This is a genomic window from Streptomyces sp. OZ13 (assembly GCF_052068155.1).
GTDB lineage: Bacteria > Actinomycetota > Actinomycetes > Streptomycetales > Streptomycetaceae > Streptomyces.
In genome coordinates, this window is record NZ_JBQHCZ010000001.1 from 678,151 (window position 1) to 704,057 (window position 25,907).

Below are 25,907 nucleotides of genomic sequence, written 5' to 3' on the forward strand. Positions count from 1 at the left end.
GGGCGGGCTCCCCGAAGGCCCATACATAAGCAGAGCTTGGGGAAACCGAAGAAACAGTCGTTGGACGTAATGGTTCCGCCGGTCGAGGCTTGCCGGTATGACTCCGGCTCCGACCGCACAGAGCGCATTCACGGCCCCCCGTACCACCGAACGTCTCGACGCCCTCGTAGCCGGCGTGCGCGAGGTGGTCGGGCGCGGGCTGCCGCCCGACCCGACGGCGTACCTGGTCGGCGAACGTCTGGCGCCGCACCTGGGCGCCGACGACCTGCTCACTCCGGAGCAGCGGCAGAGCGACCCGGACCGCTACCGGCAGCACCTCCTGCACGCCGAGCACGACGGCAGCTTCTCCGTCGTCGCGCTCGTCTGGCTGCCCGGACAGGGGACCTCAGTGCACGACCACGTCTCCTGGTGCACCACCGGCGTGCACGAGGGCCAGGAGCACGAGCGGCGCTACCGGCTCGTGCCCGCCGCCCGCGCGGACGGCACCGCGCGGCTCGTCGCCACCGCCGACGTGGTCAGCGGACAGGGCGACTTCTGCGGTTTCGCCCCGCCCGGGGACATCCACCGGGTCTGGAACCCGGGCCCTTCCACCGCTGTGTCCCTGCACGTCTACGGCGCCGACATATCCCGGCTCGGCAGCAGCGTCCGCCGCGTCTACGCCCTGCCGGCCGACCGCTGATGGCGCTCCTGCGGGACCGCCCCGCCGCACCTCCCCGGGCCCGCGCCGAGGGCACCCGGCTGCCAGGACTCGCGCTGGCGGCCCTGGGCGTCGCCCTCGCCTGGTCCGTCCACCGGATCCTGCCCGGCGTGCCGATGCTCACCGCCGCTGTCGTACTCGGCGTCGCAGCCGCGCACCTGCCCCGGCTGCGGGCGATCGTACGTGGACCGGCCCGGCCGGGACTCTCGTTCGCGGGGCGACGGCTGATGCGCGCCGGGATCGTGCTCCTGGGCCTGCGGCTCGGCCTCGACGACGTGCGCGGCCTCGGCTGGAGCACCGTCGCCATGGTGCTCGGCGTCGTGACGGCCACGCTCCTCGGGACCTGGTGGCTCGGCCGGCGGCTGGGACTGCCCGGTGACCAGCCGCTGCTCATCGCCACCGGATACGCCGTCTGCGGCGCGTCGGCCATCGGCGCCGTGGGGGAGGTACGGGACAGCGACGAACGGGACGCGGCCACCTCCGTCGCCCTGGTCACCCTCTGCGGGACGCTCGCGATCGCCGTACTTCCCCTCCTCCAGGGGCCGTTGGGGCTCGGTGCCGCCGAGTTCGGCCGCTGGGCGGGCGCCAGTGTCCATGACGTCGGCCAGGTCGTCGCCACCGCGCAGACCGCGGGGGACGCCGCGCTCGGCGAGGCCGTGCTCGTGAAACTGATGCGGGTGGCGATGCTCGGCCCGCTCGTCGCCGTCGTCGCGCTGGCCGCCCGCCGCGGGAACAGGGCCACGAAGGGGGCGAGCGGTGCGCGACGGGCGCCTCTGGTGCCGCTCTTCGTCGTGGGGTTCCTCGCCGCCGTGGCCCTGCGCAGCACCGGGCTGCTGCCCTCGGCGGCGCTGGAGACCGCGCACGTCGCGCAGGAACTGCTGCTCGCCGCCGCCCTGTTCGGGCTCGGCAGCGCCGTCGACGTGCCCTCCCTGACCCGCACCGGCGGCCGCGTCGCGGCACTCGGCCTGTCGGCGTGGCTGGTCGTGGCGGGGCTGTCCTGTGCGGGAGTGCTGCTGGTGGCGTGACCGCCGCCTGGAGGGGGCCGCGGGAAGCGGCGTGGGCGGCCGGGTGCATACGCCGTACGCGAGGGGAGACGTGTCGTGCCCGGGGCCGGGAAGCCCACGTCCCGACAACGGCCGCATGTGGGGTTGCGGCGTGGCCGGTCGGCCTCCCGGCAGCCCCGGGCACACTCGGAAACTAGGGCCGCCGGACCGGTGCTGCCTATAGGGACCCGCTCATCTACCTATACGCAAAGAATCGACCGGGCCCGTGTGCCACGCGGCCGTCCCGCCCGCCGCCGGGCCGTCGGCCGCCCGGCTCATTCGGGGCGCTGGGCGCGCGTCCGGGAAAGATTCTGCCGGGACTGCGACTCCAGCTTGCGGCGGGCCCTGCCGACATGCTGCTCCACCGTACGCGGCGACAGATGCAGCGTCGCCGCGATCTCCCGGTTGGTCAGGCCCGTCGCCGCCAGGTCCGCCACCTCCTGCTCGCGCGGCGAGAGCCGGTCGCCGTAGCTCGGCCGGCCGCGCGGCCGCTGCTCGTCGGCGGGCTGGTGCGCCCGCAGCTCGGCCCGGATGCGGGCGGCGTCCCAGACCGCGCCGAGCTCGGTCAACTGCTCGATGCACGAGGTCAGTTCGGCCACCACGGCGGCCGCGTCCGTACCCGAGGCCAACTGGCAGCGCGCGGCCCCCTCGGTGGCGAGCACCGTCGCGTACGGACGCGGCATGCCCGCGTATTCGAGGGCCGACCGGCGGTACCGTTCGGCCGCGGTCCGCGGGTCGCCGTCCGCCTCGGCGAGCAGCGCGCGGCACCAGTCCAGCGCCGCCGACGACGCGGGGGCCTGGCGGCCGTCGAGGCCCGCCTCGTATTCGTCGATCATTTTCTGCGCGGTGTCGCGGCGGCCCGCGCGCAGCGTCGCGTCGACGGCCCACGGCGCCAGCTCCGCCGCCCATACCCACACGCCCTTGTCCCTGATCCGGTCCCAGGCCATCGACGCCTCCGCGACCGCCGTCCCGACGTCGTCCCGGACCAGGGCCATCCGGATCAGCGCGCCGGAGGCGGCCGCCACGTGCGGCACGGCGGAACCGTCCGCCTCCCGCGAGCCGTCGCCTGCCAGCCACGCCGTCGCCTGCTGCCACTCGCCCCTGGAGATCGCCATCAGCCCGAGAACGGTACGGCCGTCGACGCCCTGGCCCGGCATGGTGTCCGCCTCCGCCACGAACGCGCGGGCCCTGCCGGTCAGTTCCGACCAGTCGCCCTCGGCCCAGTCCAGCAGCAGCGAGGTGCCGCGGGCGCCCTGCTCGACGTACGTCGCTCCGCTGCGGGCCGCCAGGTCCACGCCCTCGGCGAGGAGTCCGCGGGCGGGTCCGAGCTGGCCGAGCCAGAGCGCGCCGTCCGCCGCGTTGCACAGCCCGCGGGCGACGTGCTGGCGGCAGGCGGCGTCCTCCGTATCCCTCGGCAACTGCTCGAGCACCTGCCACGCCGCCGGGTCGCCGATGTACATGAGAGTGCCCGCCCGGTTGGCGGCGACCGCGGTACGGGCCTCCTCGTCGCCGCTGTTCGCGCCGGCCTTCTCCGCGCGCTCCAGCCAGTACAGGTTCCGCTCCAGCGGCACTGTCGACAGCAGCGGCATCGCCAGCGCCGCCATGGCCCTCGCCGCCATCAGCGGCCGCTCCTCGAGTTCCTCCACCGCCTGCTGGAGTTCCAGCCAGCCCTGCATGCCCGCGACCGCCTGGTTGCACAGCAGCAGGCCGAGGTCGAGCCGGATCTGTCCCCGCACGGCGGCCGGCAGGGACTGCTCGTCGAGGATCTGCCGCAGCACCGTCACCGTCTGGTCGCTGCGCAGACCCAGCACGGCGCTGTGCGCCAGCAGCGGCGCGAGCCGGGCCCTCGCGGCAGGCGGCACCGTCGGACGGGACAGCGCCCGCTCGAGGATGTCGATCGCGGCCTGGTGCTCGCCGTCGGCCGCGCACTGGAGCGCCGCGTGCTCAACGGCCCGCAGCCACGCCTTGGTCTGACCGCCGTGCCGGCGGTGGCGGGCCAGCGGCACCCACGGCACCGGGTGCCTGCGGCCGAGGGCCGTGGCGGCCCTGCGGTGCATCTCACGGCGGACGGGGCCCGGCACCTGCCCGTAGACCGCTGTCGCCGCCATCGGGACGAAGAATCCGTAACGGCCCTCGGTGTCCTCCCGCAGCACGCCCGCGCGCACCGCCTCGACCAGGGCTTTCGTGCCCTCGCCGCCGTCCGGGCCGGCGACCGCGGCCAGTTCGTCCGCCTCCACCGGCTCGTCCAGCACGGCGGCGGCCCAGGCGACGTGCCGGGCCCGGTCCGTGAGCGCCGCGGTGCGGCCGAGGGCGAGCTCGGCGAGACGCGGCGGGACGCCCGCCGCCTCCAGGTCCCTGACCGAGTAGCGCTCCCGCCCGTCGCCCGACTCGCGCAGCAGCCGCACCGTGTCGGCGACGACCTGCGGCACGCCCCCGGACCGCTCCTGGACGCGGACGATCAGATCGGACGGGCAGCGGCCAGGGCCGAGTCCCTCCTCGACCAGCTCGCGGACCTGCCGGGCGTCAAGGGCGCCGAGACGCAGCCGCAGCACGGCGAGGGAGGCGGGGAAGTGCGCCCCCCTGCCCAGGGCGAGGCCGGGCTCGCGCAGTTCCTCCGGGCGGTACGTGACGACCGCCGCGAGCCGGTCCGGCGGCCGGTCGAGGAGCGCGCGCAGAAGTTCGAGGGCCGGGCGGTCGGCGCGGTGGACGTCCTCCGCGACGAGCAGGAAACGCTCGCCGCGTTCGAGGAGGGGAGCCAGGGCGCCCGGCAGATCGGCGGGGGCGGGCGACTGCCGCGGGACGCTGCCGGCCGCCGTCTCGGCCGTCTTCTGCCGCGGCCGGCACTCGACGGCCGCTCCGGACGACGAGAACGAGACGACCACACTCCGCACGGACCGGGCCGCGGCACCGTCCACCAGACGCGCCGCGAGGCGGGTCTTGCCCGTCCCGGCCGGGCCGTCGACCAGCAGCAGCGCGGGCCCGTCGGCGGACGGCCCCGCGAGCACGCGCTCCAGCCACCGGCCGGCCGCCTCGTCACTCCATGTGTCCACCGAATCACTCTCCTCGGAGATTCCAAGGCATTTCGATTCTTTACGTATACGGGTTTCAGTGTCCCTGATTGAACGGGAGGTGTCCGGATACGAGTGTTGGGGTTGCCGCAGAACAGCTGCGTGGCTTTCGACGGCCAGGTTGGAGAAGGACTCCCCGGCCGCTGGACCTGAGTCAGGGCGATGCCGCCCGACCGAACAGGAGCCCATGTGATTGCCATGGAACGTGCACCGAGCCCTGCCCCCGGGCGGGCCGGGCCCACCTCGGCGTTGCGAAGCCTGGCGCATTGCGCCATGCCCGCCACGCCGGAGGCCGCACGCGCACTCCGGCGCTTCGCCCGGGCAGTCGCACGCCGATGGCGACTGGCCGAGCACTTCGACGAGGCGCTGTCCGTCATCGTCACCGAACTGGTCACCAACGTGGTGCTGCACAGCGGCAGCCCATGGGTGTCCACGGTGATCAGCGTCCGGGGCGACGCGCTGACGGTCGAGGTCATGGACGGTGGCCGCTGGAAGCACCGGGTGACCCGCCGGCAGGAACCGCTCGACGCCGACGTCCCCTGCGGGCGCGGTCTGCGCCTGGTCGACGCCTACGCGACACGGATCATGACGCACCGGATGGAGCTGGGCAGTGTGGTGCTCGCGGAGATCGCGCTCCACACCAGGCCGCCCTTCGTGCGCGACCCGTTCCAGGCCTTCGACGCACATCTGTGAGACGGCCCGGGGCCGCTCCGGATCATCCGGAACGGCCCCGTGTGCGTGTGCGGCTCAGCGCGCGCCGAGCAGGTGGTCCATCGCCAGCTGGTCGAGGCGCTCGAACGCCATCCCGCGCTCGGCGGCGGCGTCCACGTCGTAGTCCTCGAACGCGGTCCGGTCCGCCAGCAGCGCCGCCAGCCCGTCGTCCGCCGTCGGTCGCGCCAGCTCGTCGAGGCGCGAGGCACGCAGTGCCTCACGGACCTCGGGGTCGGCGCGGAAGGCCGCGGCACGCTCCTTGAGGATCAGGTAGTTGCGCATGCAGCCCGCCGCCGACTCCCACACGCCGTCGAAGTCCTCGGTCCGCGGCGGCTTGAAGTCGAAGTGCCGCGGGCCCGCGTAACCGGCCGTCTCCAGCAGGTCGACCAGCCAGAACGCGGACCGCAGGTCACCGGCGCCGAAGCGCAGGTCCTGGTCGTACTTGATGCCGCTCTGGCCGTTCAGGTCGATGTGGTAGAGCTTGTCCGCCCACAGCGCCTGCGCGATGGAGTGCGGGAAGTTGAGCCCCGCCATCTGCTCGTGGCCGACCTCCGGGTTGACGCCGTACAGCTCCGGGCGCTCCAGGCGCTCGATGAACGCCAGTGCGTGGCCGACCGTCGGGAGCAGGATGTCGCCGCGGGGCTCGTTCGGCTTGGGCTCGATGGCGAAGCGCAGGTCGTAGCTCTGCTCGGTGACGTATTCGCCGAGCAGGTCGAAGGCTTCCTTCATCCGGTCGAGTGCGACGCGCACGTCCTTGGCGCCACCGGACTCCGCGCCCTCACGGCCGCCCCAGGCGACATATGTCTGCGCGCCCAGCTCCACGGCCAGGTCGATGTTGCGGATGGTCTTGCGCAGCGCGTACCGGCGCACATCGCGGTCGTTGGCGGTGAAGCCGCCGTCCTTGAAGACCGGGTGGGTGAAGAGGTTGGTCGTCGCCATCGGCACGATGAGGCCGGTGGCGTCCAGCGCCTCACGGAAGCGCTTGATGTGCGCCTCGCGCTCGCTGTCGTTCGACCCGAAGGGGATCAGGTCGTCGTCGTGGAAGGTCACACCGTACGCGCCGAGATCGGCGAGCCGCCGGACCGACTCCGCAGGGTCCAGGGGCGGCCGGGTCGCGTCCCCGAACGGGTCCCGGCCCTGCCAGCCGACCGTCCAGAGGCCGAAGCTGAACTTGTCCTCGGGGGTGGGGGTGAAGCGTTCCGTCATGCCATGTCCGCCTTGGATCACTGGTTTGTTTTCTGACCTTACTAATAATGCACGCCGATGCCCGATCACAGAAGCCCCCCGGTGCACTGTTGTCGCGCGTGCGTGTGAAGTAATTTGTTTCCAGCTCGGCCAAATGGCCGCGCACGGGCCCATGGGAGAGGTGCGGCAATGCCGGCGAACGCGGTCGTCATCGGGGTGGACAGCTCCACACAGTCCACGAAAGCGGCGTTCACCGACGTCACCACCGGTCGGCTCCTCGCCGTCGGCAGGGCGTCCCACCACGTCACCGGCGAGAACGGGGCACGGGAGACCGACCCCGAGGTGTGGTGGCAGGCCCTCGCGGACGCCGTCGCCGCCGGCCTCAAGGAACTGGCCGGTCTCGGCATCGAACCGGCCGCCGTCACCGGCATCGCGGTCGCCGGACAACAGCACGGACTCGTCGTCCTCGACCGCGCCGGTGCCCCCCTGCGGCCCGCCCTCCTGTGGAACGACACCCGCTCCGCGCCGCAGGCCGCCGCCCTCACCGAGGCGCTCGGCGGCCCCGACGCATGGACCGCCCGCACGGGCTCCGTCCCCGTCGCCTCCATGACGGCCGCCAAATGGCAGTGGCTGCGCGAGAACGAGCCCGCCGCGGCGGACGCCGCGGCGGCGGTGCGCCTCCCGCACGACTTCCTCACCGAGCGCCTCTCCGGTGTCGCCGCCACCGACCCCGGCGACGCCTCCGGCACCTGCTGGTACTCGACCGCGACCGGCGCCTACGACCCGGCCCTGCTGGACCTCGTAGGCCTCGACCCGGCGCTCCTGCCGACCGTCGCGACGACCGGCGCCACCCGCGTCGGCCCGCTCACGCCCACCGCCGCGGAGCGGCTCGGCCTGCCCGCCGGGATCGCGGTCGCCGCCGGAACCGGCGACAACATGGCCGCAGCGGTCGGCCTCGGACTCGGCGGAGCGGGACTGCTCGACCACCCGGCCCTCAGCCTCGGCACGTCGGGCACCGTGTTCGCCGCGAGCCGCACCCGCCCCGCGTCACCGGCGCTCGCCGGGTTCGCGGCGGCGGACGGAACGTACCTGCCGCTCGCGTGCACCCTGAACTGCACTCTCGCCGTCGACAAGGTCGCGTCCCTGCTGGGCCTGGACCGGGAAGCGGCGGAAGCCGGCGGCGAGGTCGTCCTGCTGCCGTACCTCGACGGCGAACGGACGCCCGACCTGCCGGGCGCGTCCGGCATGCTGACCGGCCTGCGCCACACGACCACCCGCCAGCAGATCCTCGGCGCGGCCTACGAAGGGGCGGCCGTGACCGTGCTGCGCGCCCTCGACGAGGTCATGCGCGCATGTGGCCAGGACCCGGCGGACCCGGCTACCGCCGCGCGCCCGCTCCGGCTGGTCGGCGGCGGGGCGAACGGCCGCCACTGGGTGGAGACCGTGCGCCGCCTGTCGGGCCGGCCCCTGCTGATCCCCGCCAACGGCGAACTCGTCGCCCTCGGCGCCTCCGCGCTGGCCGCGGCCGCGGCGACCGGAGCGGACCCGGTGGCACTGGCGGCGGACTGGGGAGCGGGCTCGGGGACGGAACTGGAGGCGGTGGAGCGGGACATGGAGACGTGGGAGCGGGTGTCGTCGGCGGTGGAGAGGGCGGCGGCGGGCTGACGGGGGCGTTGCCTCAGGGGGCGGCGCCGCTGCGCGGGGCATGTTCCCCACCCCGTCCCTTCCCGAAACCGGGCTCCGCCCGGACCCGTACCGCGCTCCGCGCGGTGTCCTCGAACGCCGGACGGGCTGGATCTGCCAGGCAGATCCAGCCCGTCCGGCGGAGACACTCCGGCCCTGCCGGGCAGGGCCGGTCCCGATGAGGGTCCCTCCCCACGTCGCCCGGGCGTAGGGGAGTTTGAGGCGCGCGGTACCGGGCGGAGCCTCGCGAACCGGGTTCCGGGGCTGGCCGGTCCGGGAAGTGCCGGGTCCCCGCACGGCCGGGTCCGGGAAGTGCGGGCTCCCCGTACGGCCGGGTCCCGGGCTCGCCCCGGTTCAGGAAGTGGCGGGTCCCCACGGCCGCCAGGCCGTAGGGGAGGGGGGAACGGCCCTGCGCAGCGGCACCACCCGCACCGCCATCCCCCGTCAGGGATAGAAGTGCGTCAGCGACTCCGCCACGCACACCGGCTTCGGCGAGCCCTCACGTTCGAATGTGAACGCCCGCGTCATGCCGACCCCGCCGCGTTTGACCGGGACCACCGAGGTGACCGTCGCGTGGAGGCGGACCCGGCTGCCGGCCGGGACGGGGGAGGGGAAGCGGACTTTGTTGACGCCGTAGTTGAGCGCCATGCCCACTCCCGTGACCTGGAGCAGTTCGGCGAACATCGGGATGCCCCAGCTGAGGACCATGTACCCGTGGGCGATGGTCCCGCCGTAGGGGCCGCGCGCCGCGCGCCCGGTGTCCGTGTGGATCCACTGGTGGTCGCCGGAGACGGCGGCGAACATGTCGATCAGGTCCTGGGTGACCTCCCGCCACCGGGAGTGGCCGAGGTCCCGGCCGGTCAGTTCGCTGATCCCGGGGATGCCGTCGACGATGAGTGGGGCCATGGTGTCCACCGCCTCCCCGCTCAGACCGTCGTGGTGACGGCGGCGGTCGTGCCCGGCGCGGGCTGTGCCGCCGGTTCGTCCGCGAGTTCGTCGTGGTTGGGGCGGCGCAGGATCAGCACCATGCAGCCGAGGGTGAGCAGCACCTGGAAGACCGCGTAGAAGATGACCGCCGTGATCGAGCCGGTCCAGTTCAGCAGGGACTGGCCGACGATCGGGGTGGTGCCGCCGAGGATCGTGCCGCAGAGCTGGTAGCAGAGGGAGATGCCGGTGTAGCGGACGTTCGCGGGGAAACGGCTCGCGAGCATTCCGGCGAGGGCCGCGTAGTAGAGGCAGTGCGGGATCGTGGCGACGGAGACGCCGATCATCGCGAGGGTGTAGTTCTCGGTGCTGATGAGGACGAACATCAGCGGCAGGAGGACGATCTCTGGGAGCAGCATCACGCAGACCGCGCGGGTCATGCTCTTCATCCGCGTGGCCAGCACGGCGCCGAAGGGCTGCACCAGAACCTGGACCACGTTGGCGACCAGGATGATCGTGAGGAACGAGCTGCGGTCGAAGTCCAGGCTGCTGGTGGCCCAGGAGAGGGCGAACGTCGACTTGAAGTAGGTGGCGGAGAGCCCGATCGTGCAGGCGCCGATGCCGAGCAGGATCAGCGTCGGCTGGGTGCGCAGCACTTCGGTGAGCGGCAGCTTGGAGACGTTCTTGCTCTTGATGGCCTTGGCCATCGCCGGCGACTCGGCGACCCGCATCCGTACGAAAAGGCCGACGAAGACGAGGACCGCGGAGGCGAGGAAGGGGATGCGCCATCCCCAGGAGACGAAGTCGTCGTTCGGGAGCTGACTGATCGCCAGGAAGCTGACGGTGCTCAGGGTGTTGCCGACGGGGGAGCCCTGCTGGGCGAAGGCGCCGTAGAGGATGGACTTGCCCTTGGGGGCGTGCTCGGAGGCGATCAGCACGGAGCCGCCCCACTCGCCGCCGAGTCCGATGCCCTGCACCATGCGGATGCACACCAGCAGGATCGGGGCCGCGACGCCGATCGACGAGTAGCCGGGCAGCAGACCGATGAGGGTCGTGGCGATGCCCATCATCAGCAGGGTGATGACGAGGGTCTTCTTACGGCCGAGCCGGTCGCCGAAGTGCCCGAAGATGATGCCGCCGAGCGGACGGGCGAGGAAGCCCACCCAGAACGTCGCGAACGCGACCAGCGTGCCCAACGGGCCTTCGAGCTCGGGGAAGAAGACCTCGTCGAAGACGAGGGCCGCGGCCGTTCCGTAGATGTAGAAGTCGAACCATTCGATCGTGGAGCCTATGAAGGCTCCCAGCCCCGCGCGGTTGGCGGTTCTCTTCTGCTCGCGTGCGGTGGACGCACTCATGCTGCGGCTCCCAGGGGACAGTGATCAGGGGGAGCGGGAGGGGGCGCCGTCCCGGCGTGTGGGGCCTCCCGTCGTGACGGGCGTAACGCTGCCAGTCGGAACCCAGACGGGTCCAATACCGAATAGCTGCCGCAGTGAGAGGCTCCGCGTCTGGATCGGTCGACCGGAACGCATCGTTCCACGCCAGCGCCCGCGAGGCCCGGGTGACCGTGCCACCCGGGCCTCGCCGATGCGTGTGGGCGCTGTGGTGCCGTTCCGCGCGTCAGGCCGTCACGCGCTCGAAGACGGCCGCCAGGCCCTGCCCGCCGCCGATGCACATGGTCTCCAGCCCGTAGCGGGCCTCCCGGCGGCGCATCTCGTGTGCCAGGGTCGCCAGGATGCGGCCTCCCGTGGCGCCCACCGGGTGGCCCAGCGAGATGCCGGATCCGTTGACGTTGATCCGCTCGTGGTCGGCCTCCGACAGGCCGAGCTCCCGGGTGCACGCCAGGACCTGCGCGGCGAAGGCCTCGTTCAGCTCGATCAGGTCCAGGTCGGCGAGCTTCAGCCCGGCCCGGTCCAGCGCCGCCCGGGTCGCCGGTACGGGGCCGATGCCCATCGTCCCGGCGGGCACCCCGGCCCGGGCGAAGGACACCAGGCGCACCATCGGGGTCAGGCCCAGCCGCTCCGCGGTGCCGGCGCTCGTCACCAGGCAGGCCGCCGCCGCGTCGTTCTGCCCGCTGGCGTTGCCCGCCGTGACCGTCGCCTCCGGGTCGGAGCCGATGGTGAGGGGCCGCAGGGAGGCGAGCTTCTCCGCCGTGGTGTCCGGGCGCGGGTGCTCGTCCGCCGAGACCAGCGTCTCCCCCTTGCGGCCGCGTACGGGGACGGGCACGATCTCGTCGTCGAACAGCCCGGTCCCCATGGCCCGGCCGGCCCGCTGCTGGGAGCGCAGCGCGAGGGCGTCCTGGTCCTCCCGGCTGATCCCGTACTCGCGGCGGAGGTTCTCCGCGGTCTCGATCATGCCGCCGGGCACCGGGTGGTTGACGCCGCCCGCGGTCACCCTGCCGCGTGCGAGCGAGTCGTGCAGCTGAAGGCCGGGGCCCTTGATGCCCCAGCGGCCGTCATGGGTGTAGTACGGGGCCGCGCTCATCACCTCGACGCCGCCGGCGATCACCACGTCGCTGAAGCCAGCCCGGATCTGCATGGCCGCGTCCAGCACCGCCTGCAGGCCCGAGCCGCAGCGCCGGTCGACCTGCACCCCGGTCACGGACACCGGCAGCCCGGCGTCCAGGGCGGCCACCCGGCCGATCGCCGGGGCGTCGGACGTCGGATAGGCGTGACCGAGGATCACCTCGTCGACCCGGTCGGGGGCGATGCCGGTGCGGCGGACCACCTCCGCGATCACGTGCGCCGCGAGAGCCGCAGGGCGCAGGCTCGAGAGGGCACCGCCGAACCTGCCGATCGGGGTGCGGAGCGGTTCGCAGACGACGACATCGGACTGACCGGACATGCGGTGGCCTTCCTGGGTACGGGCGGGTGATGCTCTGCCGACCCTTCCACCGGCCGCCGCGTCCGGTCCAATATCCGATCGGGTGCCGATTGAGACGGCGGACGAATCAATCGGGCGGGCAGTGAGGGGGTCGGTCCGCGCAGGGCGGTGAGCGTCGGTCGTGCCGGCGGTGAGGGGTCAGCCGCGCGGCACGCCGGCCGGTCCGGCGGGTGTCGGCAGCGCCTCGGCGGCCACCGCGAGCACACTGCGCAGGGCCGCCGACGGATTGTCGGTGCGCCAGGCGAGCGCGGCCTGGAGACGGGTCGGCGGGCCGGCCAGCGGCCGGTGCACCAGGCCCGTCTGCTGGATGTGCAGACAGGAGGAGAGGGTGAGCGTCACGCCCACGCCCGCCGCCACCAGCGCCAGGATCGTGTACGAGTCGGGGGCCTCCTGCACCACCCGCGGATGGAACCCGGCGTCCTCGCAGGCCCGGAACGTGGCATCGCGCAGCGTGGAGCCGGCGTTCGCGGGGAAGCTGACGAACGGCTCCGCGGCCAGGTCGGCCACCGCGATCCGCTCACGGCTCGCGAGCGGATGGTCCTGCGGCAGCGCGCACAGCAGCTCCTCCTCGCCGATCACCCGCGTCTCGACACCGGGCCGGCCGGCCGGCAGCCGTACGAAGCCCAGGTCGAGCGAGCCGTCCGCGACCTTGGCCAGGGCGACATCCGCGTACGTCTGGCCCTGCATGACCAGCTCCAGGCCGGGATGGGCAGCCCGGACCGCCCGGGTGAGCAGCGGCAGGGAGTCGTGCGAGGAGGCGCCGGCGAAGCCGACCGTGACGCGCCCGTACTCTCCCTGGCCCGCCGCCTTCGCCACCCGTACGGCGATGTCCAGATCGTCCAGGACGGTGCGCACCGGCTTGAGGAAGGACTGCCCCGCGCTGGTGAGCCGCACCGAGCGGGTGTTGCGCTCGAAGAGCTGCACGCCGAGCTCGCGCTCCAGCTGGCGGATCTGCTGGCTCAGCGGCGGCTGAGCCATCTGGAGCCGTCTGGCGGCGCGGCCGAAGTGCAGTTCCTCGGCGACCGCGAGAAAGGAGGTCAGATAGCGCAGTTCCACGGTCGTCCCGTTCCGTTCCGTCCGGATCCACTGGACGCCCGGTGGCTATTTCTCCTGACGTCTCAATGCGACCTTAATTTGGTATTGGACAGTAATCAATGGTGCTGGCAGCGTGTGGGCCGTGGACAAGACCATGACGATGAAGGACGCGATCGCCTCGTTCGTGCACGACGGCGACACGGTGTCCCTCGAAGGCTTCACCCATCTCATCCCGACGGCCGCCGGCCACGAGATCATCCGCCAGCGCCGCAGGAACCTCACGGTGGTGCGGATGACGGCGGACATCGTGGTGGACCAGCTGCTCGCGGGCGGCTGCGTCACCAAGCTGGTCTCCTCCTTCGTCGGCAACTCCTCGGCCGGCTCGCTCGGAGAGCTCCGGCGGCGCATCGAGTCCGCCGACCCCGAACCGCTGGAGTTCGAGGAGTACAGCCACTACGGGATGATCTGCCGCTATCTCGCCGGCGCCCAGCGGCTGCCCTTCCACCCGCTGCGCTCCTACGCCGGAAGCGACCTCCCCTCGGTCAACCCCGGGATCCGCAAGGTCACTTCGCCCTATCCCGGCCCGGACGGCGCCACGGAGGAGATCTACGTGGTCCCGCCGGTCAATCCGGACGTGACCATCGTCCACGCGCAGCGCGCGGACCGCTCCGGCAACACCCAGGTGTGGGGCCTCACCGGCGTCCAGGCGGAGGCGGTCTACGCCGCGAAGAAGGCCGTCGTGGTGGTGGAGGAGATCGTCGAGGACGAGGTGGTGCGCTCGGACCCCAACCGGACCGTCATCCCCTCGCACGCGGTCCATGCCGTCGTCGCCTGCCCGCGCGGCGCCCACCCGTCCTTCGCCCAGGGCTACTACGACCGGGACAACGCCTTCTACCGGTCCTGGTCGCACATCAGCAAGGACCCCGCCCGGCTGCGGGACTGGATGGCCGAGTGGGTCTACGGCACCCGCGACCACGCCGAGTACGTCGCCAAGCAGGGCGAGGAGTTCTGGGCGGGGCTGGCCGTGGGCGAGGCGATGAGCCTGCCCGTGAACTACGGACGACGGCTGTGACCGCGCCACCGGCGGACGCACAGCCGGACCGACGGGCCGAACGACGACCGAACGACGGAGAGAAGAAGATGACAGCCGCCGGCACCGCGACCTCCTCGGAGCTCCTCTCCGTCGTCGCGTCCCGTGAACTCGCCGGGCGACGGACCGTGTTCGCCGGGATCGGCCTGCCCACGCTGGCCGCCTCCCTCGCCCACCTCACAGTCGCGCCTCGCCTCGAGATCGTCTACGAGTCGGGCGTCTGCGGCGCACACCCCTCCCAACTGCCCGAGACGATCGCCGACGCGGTCCTCATCACCGGCGCGGAGGCCGTCCTGTCGATGGCGACCCTCTTCGGCTCCGTCCTCCAGGGCGGGCACATCGACGTCGGCTTCCTCGGGGCCGCCCAGATCGACCGCCACGGCAATCTCAACTCCTCCGTCATCGGCGACTGGGACAGGCCGAAGGTCCGCCTCCCCGGCTCCGGCGGTGCCATGGAGGTCATGGCCAACTCGGGCGAGGTGTTCGTGGTGATGCGCCGTCACGACCCCCGCTCGTTCGTGGCCGCACTCGACTTCTGCACCTCGCCGGGCCCCGACCGGGCGCTCGCCGACGGCATCACGCCGCGCGGCGCGGGAGTCACCCGCGTCATCACCGATCTGGGCATCCTCGCCCGGGCGGGCGCGGGGGAGGAGCTGCGGCTGGTCGCCGTGCATCCGGGCGTCACCGTCGACCAGGTCCGCGCCGCCACCGGCTGGGACCTCCAGGTCGCCGACGAGGTCGACACCGTCGAACCGCCCACCGCGGCCGAACTGCGGCTGCTCCGGGAGGACGTCGACCCCGGGCGCGTCTATCTGCGCTGAGACACGGCCGGGCACACAGCACGGTCGCGCGGACGACGTGACGCGCGGCTGTACGCACGCACCTCGCGCCGTACGCACGACGCAGCGCAGCAGGCGTGGTGCGAACGCGCGCACCGGACACGAGCAACCCAGGGACGAGGGAAACCGTATGCGTATCAGAGTCGTCGGGGCCGGGGTCATGGGCCGCGGGATCGCCCAGTGGGCCGTCACCGCCGGACACACCGTCGAACTGGCCGACGCCCGGCCGGAGTCCGTGGACGAGGCCGTCGGGTTCATCACCGGGATGCTCGGCCGCGCCGTCGAGAAGGGGCGCACCTCCGCCGAGGAAGCCGCCGCCGCGACGGAGCGGCTGGTGCCGCTGCGGTCCCCGCTGGCTCCCGGCGACGGCGTCGACCTCGTCGTCGAGGCGGTGCTGGAGGACCTGTCGGTCAAGACCGAGCTTCTCACGGGCCTGGAGAAGGTCCTGCCGGCGTCGGCGGTCTTCGCGACCAACACCTCATCGCTGTCCGTCACCCGCATCGCCGCCGGGCTGGCCGACCCGACGCGGCTGGCCGGTCTGCACTTCTTCAACCCCGTACCGCTGATGAGGATCGCCGAGGTGATTCCCGGCGCCGCCACCCGCCCCGCCGTGGTGCCGTTCCTCGTCGATCTCGTGGAGAGGAGCGGACACCGCGCGGTCGTCGTTGCCGACACCCCCGGCTTCCTCGTCAACCACGCGGGGCGGGGCCTGATCACCGAGGCGCTGGCCCTGCTGGAGGAGGACGTCGCGGACGTGGCCGGCATCGACCGGATCGCCCGTGACGTACTCGGACTGCGCATGGGCCCCTTCGAGCTCACCGATCTCACCGGGCTCGACGTCACCGCCTCCGTCATCGACACCGTCTGGCGGGGATTCCGCCACTCGGAGCGCCTCCGCCCGTCGTACCTCACACCGAACCGGGTGGCCGCCGGCCTGCACGGCCGCAAGACCGGCCGCGGCTTCTACGACTACGGTCCCGACGCGCCGGGTGCCCCCGCGGAGCCGCCGGTCACCGGCGACGCCGCCCGGCCGGTGCATGTGCCCGACGCGGCGCACGACGCGCAAGAAGTACGCCGCGTCCTGCGTGCCGCCGGCGCCGTCCTCGACGAGGGGCCACGGCCGGGCGACCGTGCCGTGGTGCTCGTGCCCGTGTGGGGCACCACCGTCGCGGCGGCCGTGGCAGAGCTCGGCCTGCCCGCCGGCCGCACGCTCGGTGTCGATCCGCTCTCCCTGGACACGCCCCGGCGGGTGCTCGCCATGACGCCCGCCTCGGACCCCGACGCGGTACGCGACGCACGGGCCGTGCTGGCCCGGTCCGACGACGCAGCCGCGCCGGTGTCCGTGTCCGTCGTGCGCGACACCGCCGGATCGGTCGCCCAGCGCCTGCTCGCCTCCATCGTCTCGGTCGCGGCGTCGATCGCCGAGCGCGCGATCGCCGCGCCCGCCGACATCGATCTCGCCGTCACCGCCGGCCTCGGCTACCCGCACGGTCCGCTCGCCTGGGGCGACCGGACCGGCGTGGCACGGATGCTGGCGCTGCACCGCGCCCTGTACGGGACGACGGGCGATCCGCGCTACCGGCCGACGCGGTGGGTCACCGAACGGGCCCAGCTCGGCCTGTCCTTGACGGAGGCGGGCGCGGCGCCGCCGCATACGGCGGTGTGACGCCGACGTGCTACGACCCGGCCGGTGTGCCACCCGGGCGATCCGGGGCGCGGCGGACCTGCTGGGGGACTCGACGCCGGAGTCACCGGGCTCACCCCGGGCGACCCGTGGTGCACAGAACGCGCTCGGGGAGCTCGACGGCGGGGTCGCCCGGAGGCGTCGGACCAACGGCTGTTCGAGCGCCGACCCGCTCCGCCCCGCAGGCCACGGCTGCCCGTCGGTGCCCTAGGCTTCCATGCCCATGGAGACAGGGGGGTCCGGCCGTGGCCGCGGGGCGTCGCGGGAACGGCCCGTCATACGGCGGGCGATCGTCGCCCTGCTCGCCGGGACAGCGGTTCCCGCCGTTCTGGGCGCGGTGCTGATCGTCCTGCCGGGCATGATCGTCGACCATGACCTCGCCGGGGCGAGCGTCGCCGCGCAGGACCGGCTCAAAGCGGTCAACGACGTCCGTACGACGCTGTTGCAGGCCGTCGGCGGAATGGTCCTGCTGTTCGGCGCGTACGCCACCTGGCGGCAACTGCGCGTCAGCCAGGACGGCTTGCGCGCGACGCAGGAGGGCTACCTCACCGACCGGTTCAGCACGGCCGTCGACCAGCTCGGCAGCGACAAGCTGGAAACACGCATCGGCGGGCTCCACGCGCTGTGGCGGATCGCGGAGCACTCCGCCCGCGACCGCGAGGCCGTCATCTCCATCCAGGCCGCCTACCTGCGTACCCATCTGCCCTGGCCGCCCACCGGACCGCGGGCGCCGGCGGCGGACGTGCCCATCAACGACGTCGTACCGCTGGAGGTCCGCGCCCCCGACGCGCAGGTGGCGCTCACCGGACTCGGCGTGCTGTTGATCCATCCGCGGGAACAGTCCTGGGTCAACCTCGGGGTCACGGACCTGCGCCGGGCCGACTGCGACGGGCTGTGGCTGCACGAGGTCAACCTCGACCGGTCCTGCATGGAGGCGGCCGGGCTGTACCACGCCAACCTGACGCAGGCGTCCCTCGTCTCGGTCGACCTGCGGCACGCCGACCTCAAGACGGCGATCCTGCGCAGGGCCCGCTGCGTCCTGGCCGACCTGCGGGGCGCGCGGCTGGTCGAGACCGACCTGCGTGACGCGGACTTCACCGAGGCGGACCTGCGTGAGGCGAACCTCCGCAAGGCCGACGCGGGCGGCGCCGTGTTCCGCAGCGCCGACCTGCGCCTGGCCGACCTGCGCGGCACCGATCTGAGCACGGCCGACCTTCTTCAGGCACGTCTGACCGGCGCGGTGGCGAGCGAGCGCACTCGCTGGCCCGCCGGCTTCGACCACGCGGCCGCCGGCGTGGTCGTCACCGAGGATCCCGGCCCGGAACCGCCGCCGCTGCTCCAGCCCTCCGGCATCACGACGCAGCACCCGCCCCTGCGGTCCCTGCCCTGACGGTGCCGCCGCACGGGGACAGGCGCTCCGTCACTCCGGCCGGCGCGGCGCGTACGCCACCGGGTCGGCCAGGACGTCCTGGACGACGAGGGCCGCCGCCCCCCGGGCGGCGTCCGCCGCGGGGGAGGACGCCCGCAGGCGGGCGCTCGTCGGGGACCACAGGCCGGAGACCACGCGCGCCCCGAGCTCCGCGCCCGTCGGCGGGCCCAGCCACGGCATCAGGGGCCGGTAGACCCCGCCGAGCACGACCGCGTCCGGGTCGAAGAGGTTCACCGCGCCGGACAGCGCGCGGCCTAGCGCCCTGCCCGCCCCGGACAGCGCGGCGAGCGCCGCGTCGTCGCCCGCCCGTGCACGGTGTTCCAGTTCCGCCATGCCCGCCGCGCCGGCGCGTTCGTCGAGGCCCGCCGCGCGCAGCAGCGCGGCCTGCCCGGCGTACTGCTCCAGGCAGCCGCGGGATCCGCACCGGCACAGCGGGCCGTCGTCCGAGACGGAGACATGACCGATCTCGCCGGCGAACCCGTTCGCCCCGCGGAGCAGTTCGCCGTCCAGCACCAGCGCGCCGCCGACCCCGATCTCACCTGTGAGGTACAGGAAGCTGCGCACGTCGCCGAGGCCGCCGAACCACAGCTCGGCGAGCGCGGCGAGGTTCGCCTCGTTCTCGGAGCGCACCGGCAGGGCGGGCAGGCCCGGCCGCAGCGCGGCGAGGGCCTCGGCGAACGGGGTCTCCGCCGGGACGGAGGCCCAGCCGAGGTTGGGCGCCTGGAGCACCGAGCCGCCGGAGATCAGGCCCGGCAGGGCCAGCTCCGCGCCGACCGGCCGCAGTTCCTGCTCCGTCGCCGACGCCAGCGCGCGGGCCGCGATCCGGGCGGCGCGGCCGAACACCTCCGCCGGCGCGGCGCCACGGTTGTCCAGATGCTCCACGAGCCGCACCCGGTCGGTGCCGGCGAGGTCGACGACGCACACCGCGACGTAGTCGACGTTGATCTCCACGCCGATGCCCGCGAGGCCGGTGCGCGCGACCTTGAGCACCGTGCCCGGACGGCCCGCCTGGCCGCTGAACGTCTTGCCCGACTCGGACAGGAATCCGTTCTCGATCAGCTGCTCGACCAGCGAGGAGACGGCGGCACGGGTCAGGCCCACGCGTGCCGCGACACCGGCGCGGGTGGCCTCGACCTGGTCGCGGACCGTCCGCAGGACCAGGCTGAGGTTGTGCCGGCGCACGGTCTCGCGGTCGGCCTTCGGCTCCATCGGAGTCCGGCCGCCCGTCCCGGCGCGGGTGCTGCCTGAGTGATTGCCGTTCATATTGCCGCTGAGCCTAGGCGATGCCCGTGACGTGCCGGTCGCCGATCCCCGCCACGTCAGGCGTCGGCCGGGTCCGCCTCCCGCTCACCGCGCGGTTCCCTCGCGATGCGCAGCTCGTCGTCGCTCAGCGGCGGCCCGGTCAGCGGCTTCAGCGCCGGGCCGCGGAGCACCGCGAGCGCGATCTCCGGCTTCAGCAGGGAACCGGTCGGCGCGGACAGGGTCATCACGTCGAACAGGGCCTTGGCGACGAGTGGCCGTCCCGTCGCGGTGAGCATCAGCCGGTCGACGTAGTGCCGGAGCACCTTCGCCGCGGCGCCCGGGTCCTTGCCGATCGCCCCGGGATAGAGGATGTCCTGTCCGGTGGCCAGGTCCCACGCCGTGCCGACCGGCCCGGCGAGCGAACGCTGCACGCGGCGGGCGAGCCCTGGTGAGCCCATGCCGTGCAGGGCCAGCGCCCGCCGCAGCGCGAGGACGCCCTGGGCGGCGACCGACATGCCGTGCCCGTAGACGGGGTTGTAGGTGGCGACGGAGTCGCCGACGGCGACGAAGCCCTCCGGCCAGTCGCGCAGCTTCTCGTAGTAGCGGCGGCGGTTGACGGTGCTCCGGGAGACGACGACGTCCGTCAGGGGTTCGGCGTGGGCGATGAGCTCGGCGACGACGGGATGGCGGACGGAGCGGGCGAAGTCCTCGAACTCGTCGGCGGCGTTCGTGGGCTGTCCGCCACGCGTGCCGGACAGCGTCACCAGCCACCGGCCGCCCTCGACGGGTACGATCGTGGCCGTGCAGCCCGGCCTGGGCTCACGGGCGTCGGCCTGCACATTGACGACCGGGTACTCCTCCGACCCCGCGGGGGCGCGGAAGATCCTGCTGGCGTAGGCGAGCCCGGAGTCGACCTTCTCCTCCCGGACCTCGCCGACGCCCAGCGCCTTCAGCCACTCGGGGGCCCGCGACCCCCGGCCGCTCGCGTCGACGACCAGGTCGGCGGGGAGCACCCGCTCGCCTGTCTCCTCGCCGCGCACCCGTACGCCGGTGACCCGGCCGGCGGCGCCTTCCAGGCCCAGCAGTTCGGTCCGCCGCAGGACGGTGACCCGGGGGCTCGTGAGCACCTGGTCCCGTACGACCCAGTCGAGCAGGTCCCGGCTGCAGGCGATGAGGAACTGCATCTCCGGGAAGCGGCGGAACCAGCCCTGTGCCGACATCGACACCAGCCCGGTCGGCAGCGGGATCCGGCGGGCGCCCGCGGCGAGCCAGCGGTCCGTGGTGCCCGGCAGCAGCGACTCGATCGCCCGTGCCCCGCCCGACCACAGCAGGTGCGCGTGGTGCGCCTGGGGGAGGCTCCTGCGCGGCAGCGGCCCCTCCGGCAGGACGTCGCGCTCGACGACCGTGACCTCCTCGGCGTATTCGCGAAGGACGCCGGCCGTCAGCATGCCGGCCAGGCCGCCGCCGATGACCACGGCTCTGCGCGGTTTGTTCCTGCTGGTTCTCACGGGATCGCTGCTCATAGGGTGCTGCTCTCTGACCTGGCCGTACGCAGGCGTGCTGCCGCGACGACGGGTGAATGACGCAGGGCGAGGGACATGCGCACCAGATCACGCGGTCCCGCGGCTGCGACGGAGGTGTAGGCCTCTGCCGACCTGACGATCCGCCCCTCGGGGTCGGCGGCGCGGGCCCGCAGTGCCGCGGCGACCATCGCCGCGTCCGCGATCGCGTCCGCCTGCCTGCGGTCGGCCCCTTCGGCGACCGCCTGGTCGTAGGCGTTCGCCCGCAGGACGCGGTCGAAGTACGGGTCGAGCTGAAGCATGCCGTCGTGGATGTCGGACTCCCGCTGCGTCACCCGCAGCTCGACCGGAGAGAGCCATGAGATCCGCACCGAGGGGCTGTGGTCCGGGGCGGCGGAACGCAGCTCGCGCCACAGCGTTCCGAGCCGCCGGTAGGCGGCCCAGGCGTGCCAGCTGTCGGACAGCCGCTGGCCCGCGAGCGGCAGCACGAAGCCGACGGCGCTCAGCAGCGCGCCGACCGAGGCGAGCGGCGGCGCGGCGAGCGTGGACAGGTGGTCCCAGTCGTGGCCGGCCCAGCGGGCGCCGACGGCGGACGACTTGGTGACTCCGTAGGCGAGGTTGAACAGCGATCCGACGACGATGGTCACCAGCCCGCCGCGCAGCCAGCCGCGGACCTTCAGCGACCAGCGCCAGCACAGCACGGTCATGCCCACGGCGGCGACGCTGTGGGCGGCCAGGTAGAGCGCGATCATCTCGCGCATGTACGGCGTCCTGGCGTAGTAGGTGTCCAGGTCCCGCAGGCGTTCCACCGGGGCGTCGCCCAGGGCGAAGAGCACGATGAGCGCCACGACGACGATGCTGTACGCGCCCATCCAGCGCAGGGAGATCCGGCGGGTCTCCTCGGGCGGCCCGCCGCGCCAGTTGACGAGGAGGACCAGGCAGGAGGCGCTGAACGCGGAGAGGATGCAGTAGACCAGCGGGGCCGAGATGTTGGGGACGCCGGTGATGCGGTTGACCTCGGCGATGGTCGGCGGTGCGGCGAAGAAGAAGGTGGACGCGCCGAGGACGAGCAGGGCGCAGACGGACCGGAGGAGCGGGTCGCGCCAGTCGCGCCGCATTCCCGGGATTTTGAACGCGAGTGCGATTCCGAGGGCGGCTGCGGGGATGTAGTAGTCCGGTCCGTTCACGCCTCAGCCCTGTGGCCCGCGGTATCCCAGCGACGCCTCGATGCGGCCGGCCAGCCCCTCGCGCCGGACCGGGCCCCTTCCGTTCGAACCGGCCAGCCAGGCACGGCACTTGCTGCCGAGCAGCAGGCCGAAGCTCTCGGCCTCGTTCTCCTCGGCCTGGTCGAAGCGGGTGCGGGCGGCGACCTTCAGGACGGTCGCCTGGAGGTCGGCCTCGTCGGACAGCAGCCGTGCGGCGACGGCGGCGCCCTCGACGTGGTGGCTGCAGTGCCCGGCCTTCATGTGCCACAGCTCGTGGCCGAGAATCACCAGCTGGTGGTCGGGAGCGGTGCGCTCCTCGATCACCACGAGGTCCTGCTCGGCCATGTCGAGCCACAGCCCGCTGGCGGTGCCCGGAGGGAAGGACGCCATGCGGTAACGCACGGGCCTGCCACGGCGTTTGCTCATGCCCTGGCACAGGGCGGAGTAGAGGTCCGCGGGTTCTGCCGGTGCGGGCAGATCGATTCCGCCGACCAGCTCGCCGCACAGCCGGCGCATCTCTTTGCCTATGCTCACCGCTCTCCCCTCCCCGTCAGAACCTGTTGAGACACGTACAAATCCAAGCCTGTCCGGAAATCAGGGCTCCGTGGGCGTGTCAGGCGCCGGTTTCACGCTCTCCAGAAGCATGTCGAGCCATTCGGTCACCTTGTCCCGGTGCTTGTCGGTGGGGAGTTGCGCCGCGCGCCAGGCGATGCCGCGTACGCCGTGGTCCTGGAGCAGCCGCTCCAGCGGGTCGCCGTCGCCCGCGTAGTCGTGCAGCAGACTCTGCTCCGTGCGCTGGAGGGCGCTGTCGAGCGCGTCGGCGTCGTCGGCGGTCAGGAACCCGGCGTGCACCTTGAAGAAGCGCTGGATCGCGTCACAGTGCTCCATCGTCGGCCGGCGGTCGCCGTTGATGAGCGCACCCGCCTGCTGGCGCGACATGCCCGCGCCGTCGGCGATCTCCTGCTGGGTGTACCGGCGGCCGTTGGCCTTGAGCCGGGTACGTCGCAGCAGGTCGAAGCGTTGCAGGAAACGTGCCTGGAGGTCCGGTTCGCCGGCCGTCCGTCCGTCGAGGAGGGCCCGCACGACGTCGGCGGGAACCCCCGACGCCTCGGACAGCTTCTGGACGTCGAAGACCTCGCTGTGGCTCATTCCGAGCTTGTCCGCAAGTTCGGCGACCCGGGCAACCGATGCCGCCAGAGGGCCTGTGGCCGTCGGACCCGGAACCGAGAAGCCGTCTGTCACCAGTAGGTCTCCTAGATCACGCGAGATAGCCCCGCATCCTATGGGGCTGCCGGAAGTTAACCCTATTCAGGTCACGGCAGCCAAGGTCTTGCCACAGCTGTGGCGCGAATTGAGCGCTCAGCGGCGTGGAATGCCACGATAGTTGACATCCCCTTGTTCGCGGTAGCAGGATCGCCACGCGGTGTGAAGATCCAAAGGGTGCTGTCGCAGCGGGACTTGCGGCCGGCTCCGAGAAGGGTGGCGTTCTCGATGACACATGAGGCGGGCGTCGAACGCCGGGGTGTCCAAGGACGCCTCAGCCCCGTCGGCGCCGCGCGGGCCACGGCCCGCACGAAGAGGCTCGGGGACGCCCTCAAGCGACGCCGTGAGGAACTGGGCCTGAGCCTCGAGGAGGTCGCGGCCCGCCTCGGCATCACCGCCTACACCTACGCCACCTGGGAACGCACCCCGGGCCGGCAGTGGCCCGAGGACACGCTCTGCGCCCTGATCGACGCCCTGGAACTCAACGACCAGCAGGGCGGGCGGCTGCTGCGCCTCGCCGTCGACCGTGACGTGCCGGTGCCGTACGACTCCTTCGGCGGGGAGACACCCGTCAGGCCGTCAGGTCCCGTGCCGCCCTCACGTCCCGCGCGCCGCCCGGCGCCGTCCGGACCCGCCGCGCCGGTACCGCCGCCGGTGCCCGTACGTCCGCCCGAGCCCAGGCCGCCGTCGCGGCCGGAGGAGCCCTCGGACCCCGAGACGCAGGCCTATCTGCGGGACTACGCCACGATGATGGACGCGGTGCCGCTGCCTTCCGTGCTCTTCGACCGGCACTGGGACGTCGCCCACACCAACCCCGCCTTCGATGCCCTCTTCCGTGACATCGGACCCCACCCGACCGCCATGCCGGACCGCAACTTCCTGCGGTTCGTGCTCTTCCACCCCGACGCGCGCACGGTGCTCGGCGAGCACGAGACGAGCTGGTGCCTGCCGTTGATGGCGCAGCTGGCCGCGGCCCTCGACAAGCACGGCGACGACGATGCGCTTCAAGCCATTCGTGACGACATCGCCGACGACCCGATCATGGACGCCGCCTACCGGTGCGGGCTGCCGCACTGGATGAGCGCCGTGGGCGCGCTCGCGATCCACCACGACGGAGCCGTGCGGCCGGTGAACCATCCGGACCCGCGCTGGGGCCGCACCCAGTGCAGGATCATCGACGAGACGCCGACGACCCTGCGGGACAAGGAGTACACCCGGATGACGCTCGTCCTGAGGGAGAACCGGTCGAGCGCGGTGCCCGGCGTACGCCGGGGCAAGACCCACCTGCGGGCCGTCTCCGGCGGCTGACCGGAGGCCGGAGCCTCGCCGGTCCGGTGCCGGGCCTCCGCGCCCGGTCGGCGGGTGCCTCGCCGGCGGGCCACGGCCCCGGCCGTCGCCGCGGCTCCCCGGAAGCGAAATCCCCTACAGGTTTCGCCTCCCCTCCTACGGTGAGAGTCACGTGCAGTCCCACCGCGGAGGAGTGGTCAGCATGACCGACACGGACGAACGCGCGACGCGGGTCCGCGAGGTGCGCCGCCGACTCGGGCAGGAGGGGCCGCCGCGGACACGAGGCCGAGAGGGAGACTTCGAGACCGTCTCGGTGCCCGAGCAGCACTGCGACCAACTGCGTGATCTGTTGGTCTCCGAGGGGGCCGAGAAGGTCGTCGAGGTCGGTCTCGCCTACGCCGGCTCGGCGCTCGCCATCGGCGAGGCGCTGACGACCGTCGACCGTCCGCATCCCCGGCACGTCATCATCGACCCGTTCCAGGAACGCGAGTACGCCAACGCCGGCTGGGATCTGCTGCGCGCGGCAGGGCTGGACCCGATCGCCGCGCTCATGCTCACGCCTTCGTCGATCGCGCTCCCCCAGCTCCTCACCGAAGGCTTCGTCGCCGACGCGGCCTTCGTGGACGGCAGCCACCGGTTCCACGAAGTCTTCGTCGATCTCTACTTCCTGCGCAAGATCGTCCGACCCGGTGGCCTGATTGTCATCGACGACGACTGGTGGCCGTCTGTGCACACGGCGGTGCAGTACTACGAGCGGAACCTGGGATGGACGGTGATCCCCGAGGCCTTTCCCGGCGAGGCGATCGGCGTCGGACCTCAGGGCGAACACGGGGCCCGGTGCAAGGCGTACCGCTTGCCCGACCCTTCGTTCGAGCCTCCTTTCCAGGACTTCCGCGCGTTCTGACATGACGGGGGGGGGTAACGCCTGCCCGAACGCCGTAAGCCGTGGACAGCCCCCTGGGCACTGGGCGAGCATCTCCGCGACGACCGACCGACCTCTCTCCTTCACCGGACGCGTTCGCTTCGTCGAGTTCGGCGCAGAGGCACGGCGTGCGCTCGCCGACGGTGACCTCGCCGGCGGGAGCGCCGAGGCCGGAATCGCCCTTGGCGCATGCTTCGTCA

The 25,907-nt window shown here is 73.0% G+C and carries 21 protein-coding genes; 10 read left to right on the plus strand and 11 right to left on the minus strand.

Annotated features, from left to right (window positions below; translation table 11 throughout):
* Positions 1-97: 97 nt before the first annotated feature.
* Positions 98-679, plus strand: a complete 582-nt coding sequence (locus tag ACTMTU_RS03020) for a cysteine dioxygenase (protein ID WP_441261828.1) — start codon at positions 98-100, stop codon at positions 677-679.
* Complete coding sequence (locus tag ACTMTU_RS03025; protein ID WP_441261829.1) at positions 679-1,722, plus strand: YeiH family protein; 1,044 nt, start codon at positions 679-681, stop codon at positions 1,720-1,722. Before ACTMTU_RS03020 ends, ACTMTU_RS03025 begins: the two co-directional genes overlap by 1 nt.
* Before the next feature lie 293 nt (positions 1,723-2,015).
* Here ACTMTU_RS03025 and ACTMTU_RS03030 read toward each other — a convergent pair whose 3' ends face one another.
* Complete coding sequence (locus tag ACTMTU_RS03030; protein WP_441261830.1) at positions 2,016-4,790, minus strand: helix-turn-helix transcriptional regulator; 2,775 nt, start codon at positions 4,788-4,790, stop codon at positions 2,016-2,018.
* A 291-nt stretch (positions 4,791-5,081) separates the two neighbouring features.
* Here ACTMTU_RS03030 and ACTMTU_RS03035 point away from each other — a divergent pair, with 291 nt between their 5' ends.
* Complete coding sequence (locus ACTMTU_RS03035; RefSeq protein WP_441261831.1) at positions 5,082-5,501, plus strand: ATP-binding protein; 420 nt, start codon at positions 5,082-5,084, stop codon at positions 5,499-5,501.
* A gap of 54 nt (positions 5,502-5,555) precedes the next feature.
* Here ACTMTU_RS03035 and xylA read toward each other — a convergent pair whose 3' ends face one another.
* Entirely contained in the window at positions 5,556-6,725 is a 1,170-nt protein-coding gene (xylA, locus tag ACTMTU_RS03040) for a xylose isomerase (protein WP_441261832.1), read from the minus strand.
* 168 nt (positions 6,726-6,893) lie between these two features.
* On the opposite strand from xylA, the gene xylB reads away from it, so the two are divergent.
* On the plus strand, positions 6,894-8,369 hold the full coding sequence (xylB, locus tag ACTMTU_RS03045) for a xylulokinase (protein ID WP_441261833.1): 1,476 nt from the start codon (positions 6,894-6,896) through the stop codon (positions 8,367-8,369).
* Positions 8,370-8,831: 462 nt separating this feature from the next.
* Here xylB and ACTMTU_RS03050 read toward each other — a convergent pair whose 3' ends face one another.
* The 4 genes from ACTMTU_RS03050 to ACTMTU_RS03065 all read right to left on the minus strand — a co-directional run bounded on the left by ACTMTU_RS03050 (position 8,832) and on the right by ACTMTU_RS03065 (position 13,247).
* Complete coding sequence (locus ACTMTU_RS03050) at positions 8,832-9,293, minus strand: MaoC family dehydratase (RefSeq protein WP_441261834.1); 462 nt, start codon at positions 9,291-9,293, stop codon at positions 8,832-8,834.
* A 20-nt stretch (positions 9,294-9,313) separates the two neighbouring features.
* Entirely contained in the window at positions 9,314-10,666 is a 1,353-nt protein-coding gene (locus tag ACTMTU_RS03055) for an MFS transporter (protein ID WP_441261835.1), read from the minus strand.
* Positions 10,667-10,928: 262 nt separating this feature from the next.
* A complete protein-coding gene (locus tag ACTMTU_RS03060) occupies positions 10,929-12,152 on the minus strand; it encodes an acetyl-CoA C-acetyltransferase (protein ID WP_441261836.1) in 1,224 nt (407 codons plus the stop codon).
* Positions 12,153-12,329: 177 nt separating this feature from the next.
* A complete protein-coding gene (locus ACTMTU_RS03065) occupies positions 12,330-13,247 on the minus strand; it encodes a LysR family transcriptional regulator (protein WP_441261837.1) in 918 nt (305 codons plus the stop codon).
* A 133-nt stretch (positions 13,248-13,380) separates the two neighbouring features.
* Here ACTMTU_RS03065 and ACTMTU_RS03070 point away from each other — a divergent pair, with 133 nt between their 5' ends.
* The 4 genes from ACTMTU_RS03070 (at position 13,381) to ACTMTU_RS03085 (ending at position 18,229) form a co-directional block, all read left to right on the plus strand.
* A complete protein-coding gene (locus ACTMTU_RS03070) occupies positions 13,381-14,298 on the plus strand; it encodes a CoA transferase subunit A (RefSeq protein ID WP_441261976.1) in 918 nt (305 codons plus the stop codon).
* Positions 14,299-14,366: 68 nt separating this feature from the next.
* Positions 14,367-15,137, plus strand: a complete 771-nt coding sequence (locus ACTMTU_RS03075; protein ID WP_441261838.1) for a CoA-transferase subunit beta — start codon at positions 14,367-14,369, stop codon at positions 15,135-15,137.
* 148 nt (positions 15,138-15,285) lie between these two features.
* The gene (locus ACTMTU_RS03080) at positions 15,286-16,821 is read left to right on the plus strand and encodes a 3-hydroxyacyl-CoA dehydrogenase (protein ID WP_441261839.1); all 1,536 of its coding nucleotides are present in this window, start codon (positions 15,286-15,288) and stop codon (positions 16,819-16,821) included.
* Between the two features lie 376 nt (positions 16,822-17,197).
* Complete coding sequence (locus ACTMTU_RS03085) at positions 17,198-18,229, plus strand: pentapeptide repeat-containing protein (protein WP_441261977.1); 1,032 nt, start codon at positions 17,198-17,200, stop codon at positions 18,227-18,229.
* A gap of 30 nt (positions 18,230-18,259) precedes the next feature.
* On the opposite strand, the gene ACTMTU_RS03090 is transcribed toward ACTMTU_RS03085, so the two are convergent.
* The 5 genes from ACTMTU_RS03090 to ACTMTU_RS03110 form a co-directional block, all read right to left on the minus strand.
* Positions 18,260-19,531, minus strand: a complete 1,272-nt coding sequence (locus ACTMTU_RS03090) for an ROK family protein (protein ID WP_441261840.1) — start codon at positions 19,529-19,531, stop codon at positions 18,260-18,262.
* A gap of 56 nt (positions 19,532-19,587) precedes the next feature.
* Entirely contained in the window at positions 19,588-21,033 is a 1,446-nt protein-coding gene (locus tag ACTMTU_RS03095; protein ID WP_441261841.1) for an FAD-dependent oxidoreductase, read from the minus strand.
* Positions 21,030-22,217, minus strand: coding sequence for an MAB_1171c family putative transporter (locus tag ACTMTU_RS03100; protein WP_441261842.1), 1,188 nt, complete (start codon positions 22,215-22,217; stop codon positions 21,030-21,032). Before ACTMTU_RS03100 ends, ACTMTU_RS03095 begins: the two co-directional genes overlap by 4 nt.
* A 3-nt stretch (positions 22,218-22,220) precedes the next feature.
* Entirely contained in the window at positions 22,221-22,751 is a 531-nt protein-coding gene (locus ACTMTU_RS03105; protein WP_441261978.1) for a toxin-antitoxin system, toxin component, read from the minus strand.
* 78 nt (positions 22,752-22,829) lie between these two features.
* Entirely contained in the window at positions 22,830-23,477 is a 648-nt protein-coding gene (locus tag ACTMTU_RS03110) for a helix-turn-helix domain-containing protein (protein WP_441261843.1), read from the minus strand.
* A gap of 249 nt (positions 23,478-23,726) precedes the next feature.
* Between ACTMTU_RS03110 and ACTMTU_RS03115 the strand changes: the two genes are divergently transcribed.
* Positions 23,727-24,806, plus strand: coding sequence for an MmyB family transcriptional regulator (locus ACTMTU_RS03115; RefSeq protein WP_441261844.1), 1,080 nt, complete (start codon positions 23,727-23,729; stop codon positions 24,804-24,806).
* 181 nt (positions 24,807-24,987) lie between these two features.
* A complete protein-coding gene (locus ACTMTU_RS03120; RefSeq protein WP_441261845.1) occupies positions 24,988-25,689 on the plus strand; it encodes a class I SAM-dependent methyltransferase in 702 nt (233 codons plus the stop codon).
* The last annotated feature ends 218 nt before the right edge of the window (positions 25,690-25,907 follow it).

Bases quoted from the DNA above. Each gene is read 5' to 3' on its own strand.
- ACTMTU_RS03070 (WP_441261976.1), top strand. From the start codon at position 13,381: ATGACGATGAAGGACGCGATCGCCTCGTTCGTGCACGACGGCGACACG.
- ACTMTU_RS03090 (WP_441261840.1), bottom strand. From the start codon at position 19,531: ATGAACGGCAATCACTCAGGCAGCACCCGCGCCGGGACGGGCGGCCGG.
- ACTMTU_RS03120 (WP_441261845.1), top strand. From the start codon at position 24,988: ATGACCGACACGGACGAACGCGCGACGCGGGTCCGCGAGGTGCGCCGC.
- ACTMTU_RS03035 (WP_441261831.1), top strand. From the start codon at position 5,082: ATGCCCGCCACGCCGGAGGCCGCACGCGCACTCCGGCGCTTCGCCCGG.
- ACTMTU_RS03085 (WP_441261977.1), top strand. From the start codon at position 17,198: ATGATCGTCGACCATGACCTCGCCGGGGCGAGCGTCGCCGCGCAGGAC.
- ACTMTU_RS03050 (WP_441261834.1), bottom strand. From the start codon at position 9,293: ATGGCCCCACTCATCGTCGACGGCATCCCCGGGATCAGCGAACTGACC.
- ACTMTU_RS03055 (WP_441261835.1), bottom strand. From the start codon at position 10,666: ATGAGTGCGTCCACCGCACGCGAGCAGAAGAGAACCGCCAACCGCGCG.
- xylB (WP_441261833.1), top strand. From the start codon at position 6,894: ATGCCGGCGAACGCGGTCGTCATCGGGGTGGACAGCTCCACACAGTCC.
- ACTMTU_RS03075 (WP_441261838.1), top strand. From the start codon at position 14,367: ATGACAGCCGCCGGCACCGCGACCTCCTCGGAGCTCCTCTCCGTCGTC.
- ACTMTU_RS03115 (WP_441261844.1), top strand. From the start codon at position 23,727: ATGACACATGAGGCGGGCGTCGAACGCCGGGGTGTCCAAGGACGCCTC.
- ACTMTU_RS03020 (WP_441261828.1), top strand. From the start codon at position 98: ATGACTCCGGCTCCGACCGCACAGAGCGCATTCACGGCCCCCCGTACC.
- ACTMTU_RS03105 (WP_441261978.1), bottom strand. From the start codon at position 22,751: ATGCGCCGGCTGTGCGGCGAGCTGGTCGGCGGAATCGATCTGCCCGCA.
- ACTMTU_RS03060 (WP_441261836.1), bottom strand. From the start codon at position 12,152: ATGTCCGGTCAGTCCGATGTCGTCGTCTGCGAACCGCTCCGCACCCCG.
- ACTMTU_RS03095 (WP_441261841.1), bottom strand. From the start codon at position 21,033: ATGAGCAGCGATCCCGTGAGAACCAGCAGGAACAAACCGCGCAGAGCC.
- xylA (WP_441261832.1), bottom strand. From the start codon at position 6,725: ATGACGGAACGCTTCACCCCCACCCCCGAGGACAAGTTCAGCTTCGGC.
- ACTMTU_RS03025 (WP_441261829.1), top strand. From the start codon at position 679: ATGGCGCTCCTGCGGGACCGCCCCGCCGCACCTCCCCGGGCCCGCGCC.
- ACTMTU_RS03080 (WP_441261839.1), top strand. From the start codon at position 15,286: ATGCGTATCAGAGTCGTCGGGGCCGGGGTCATGGGCCGCGGGATCGCC.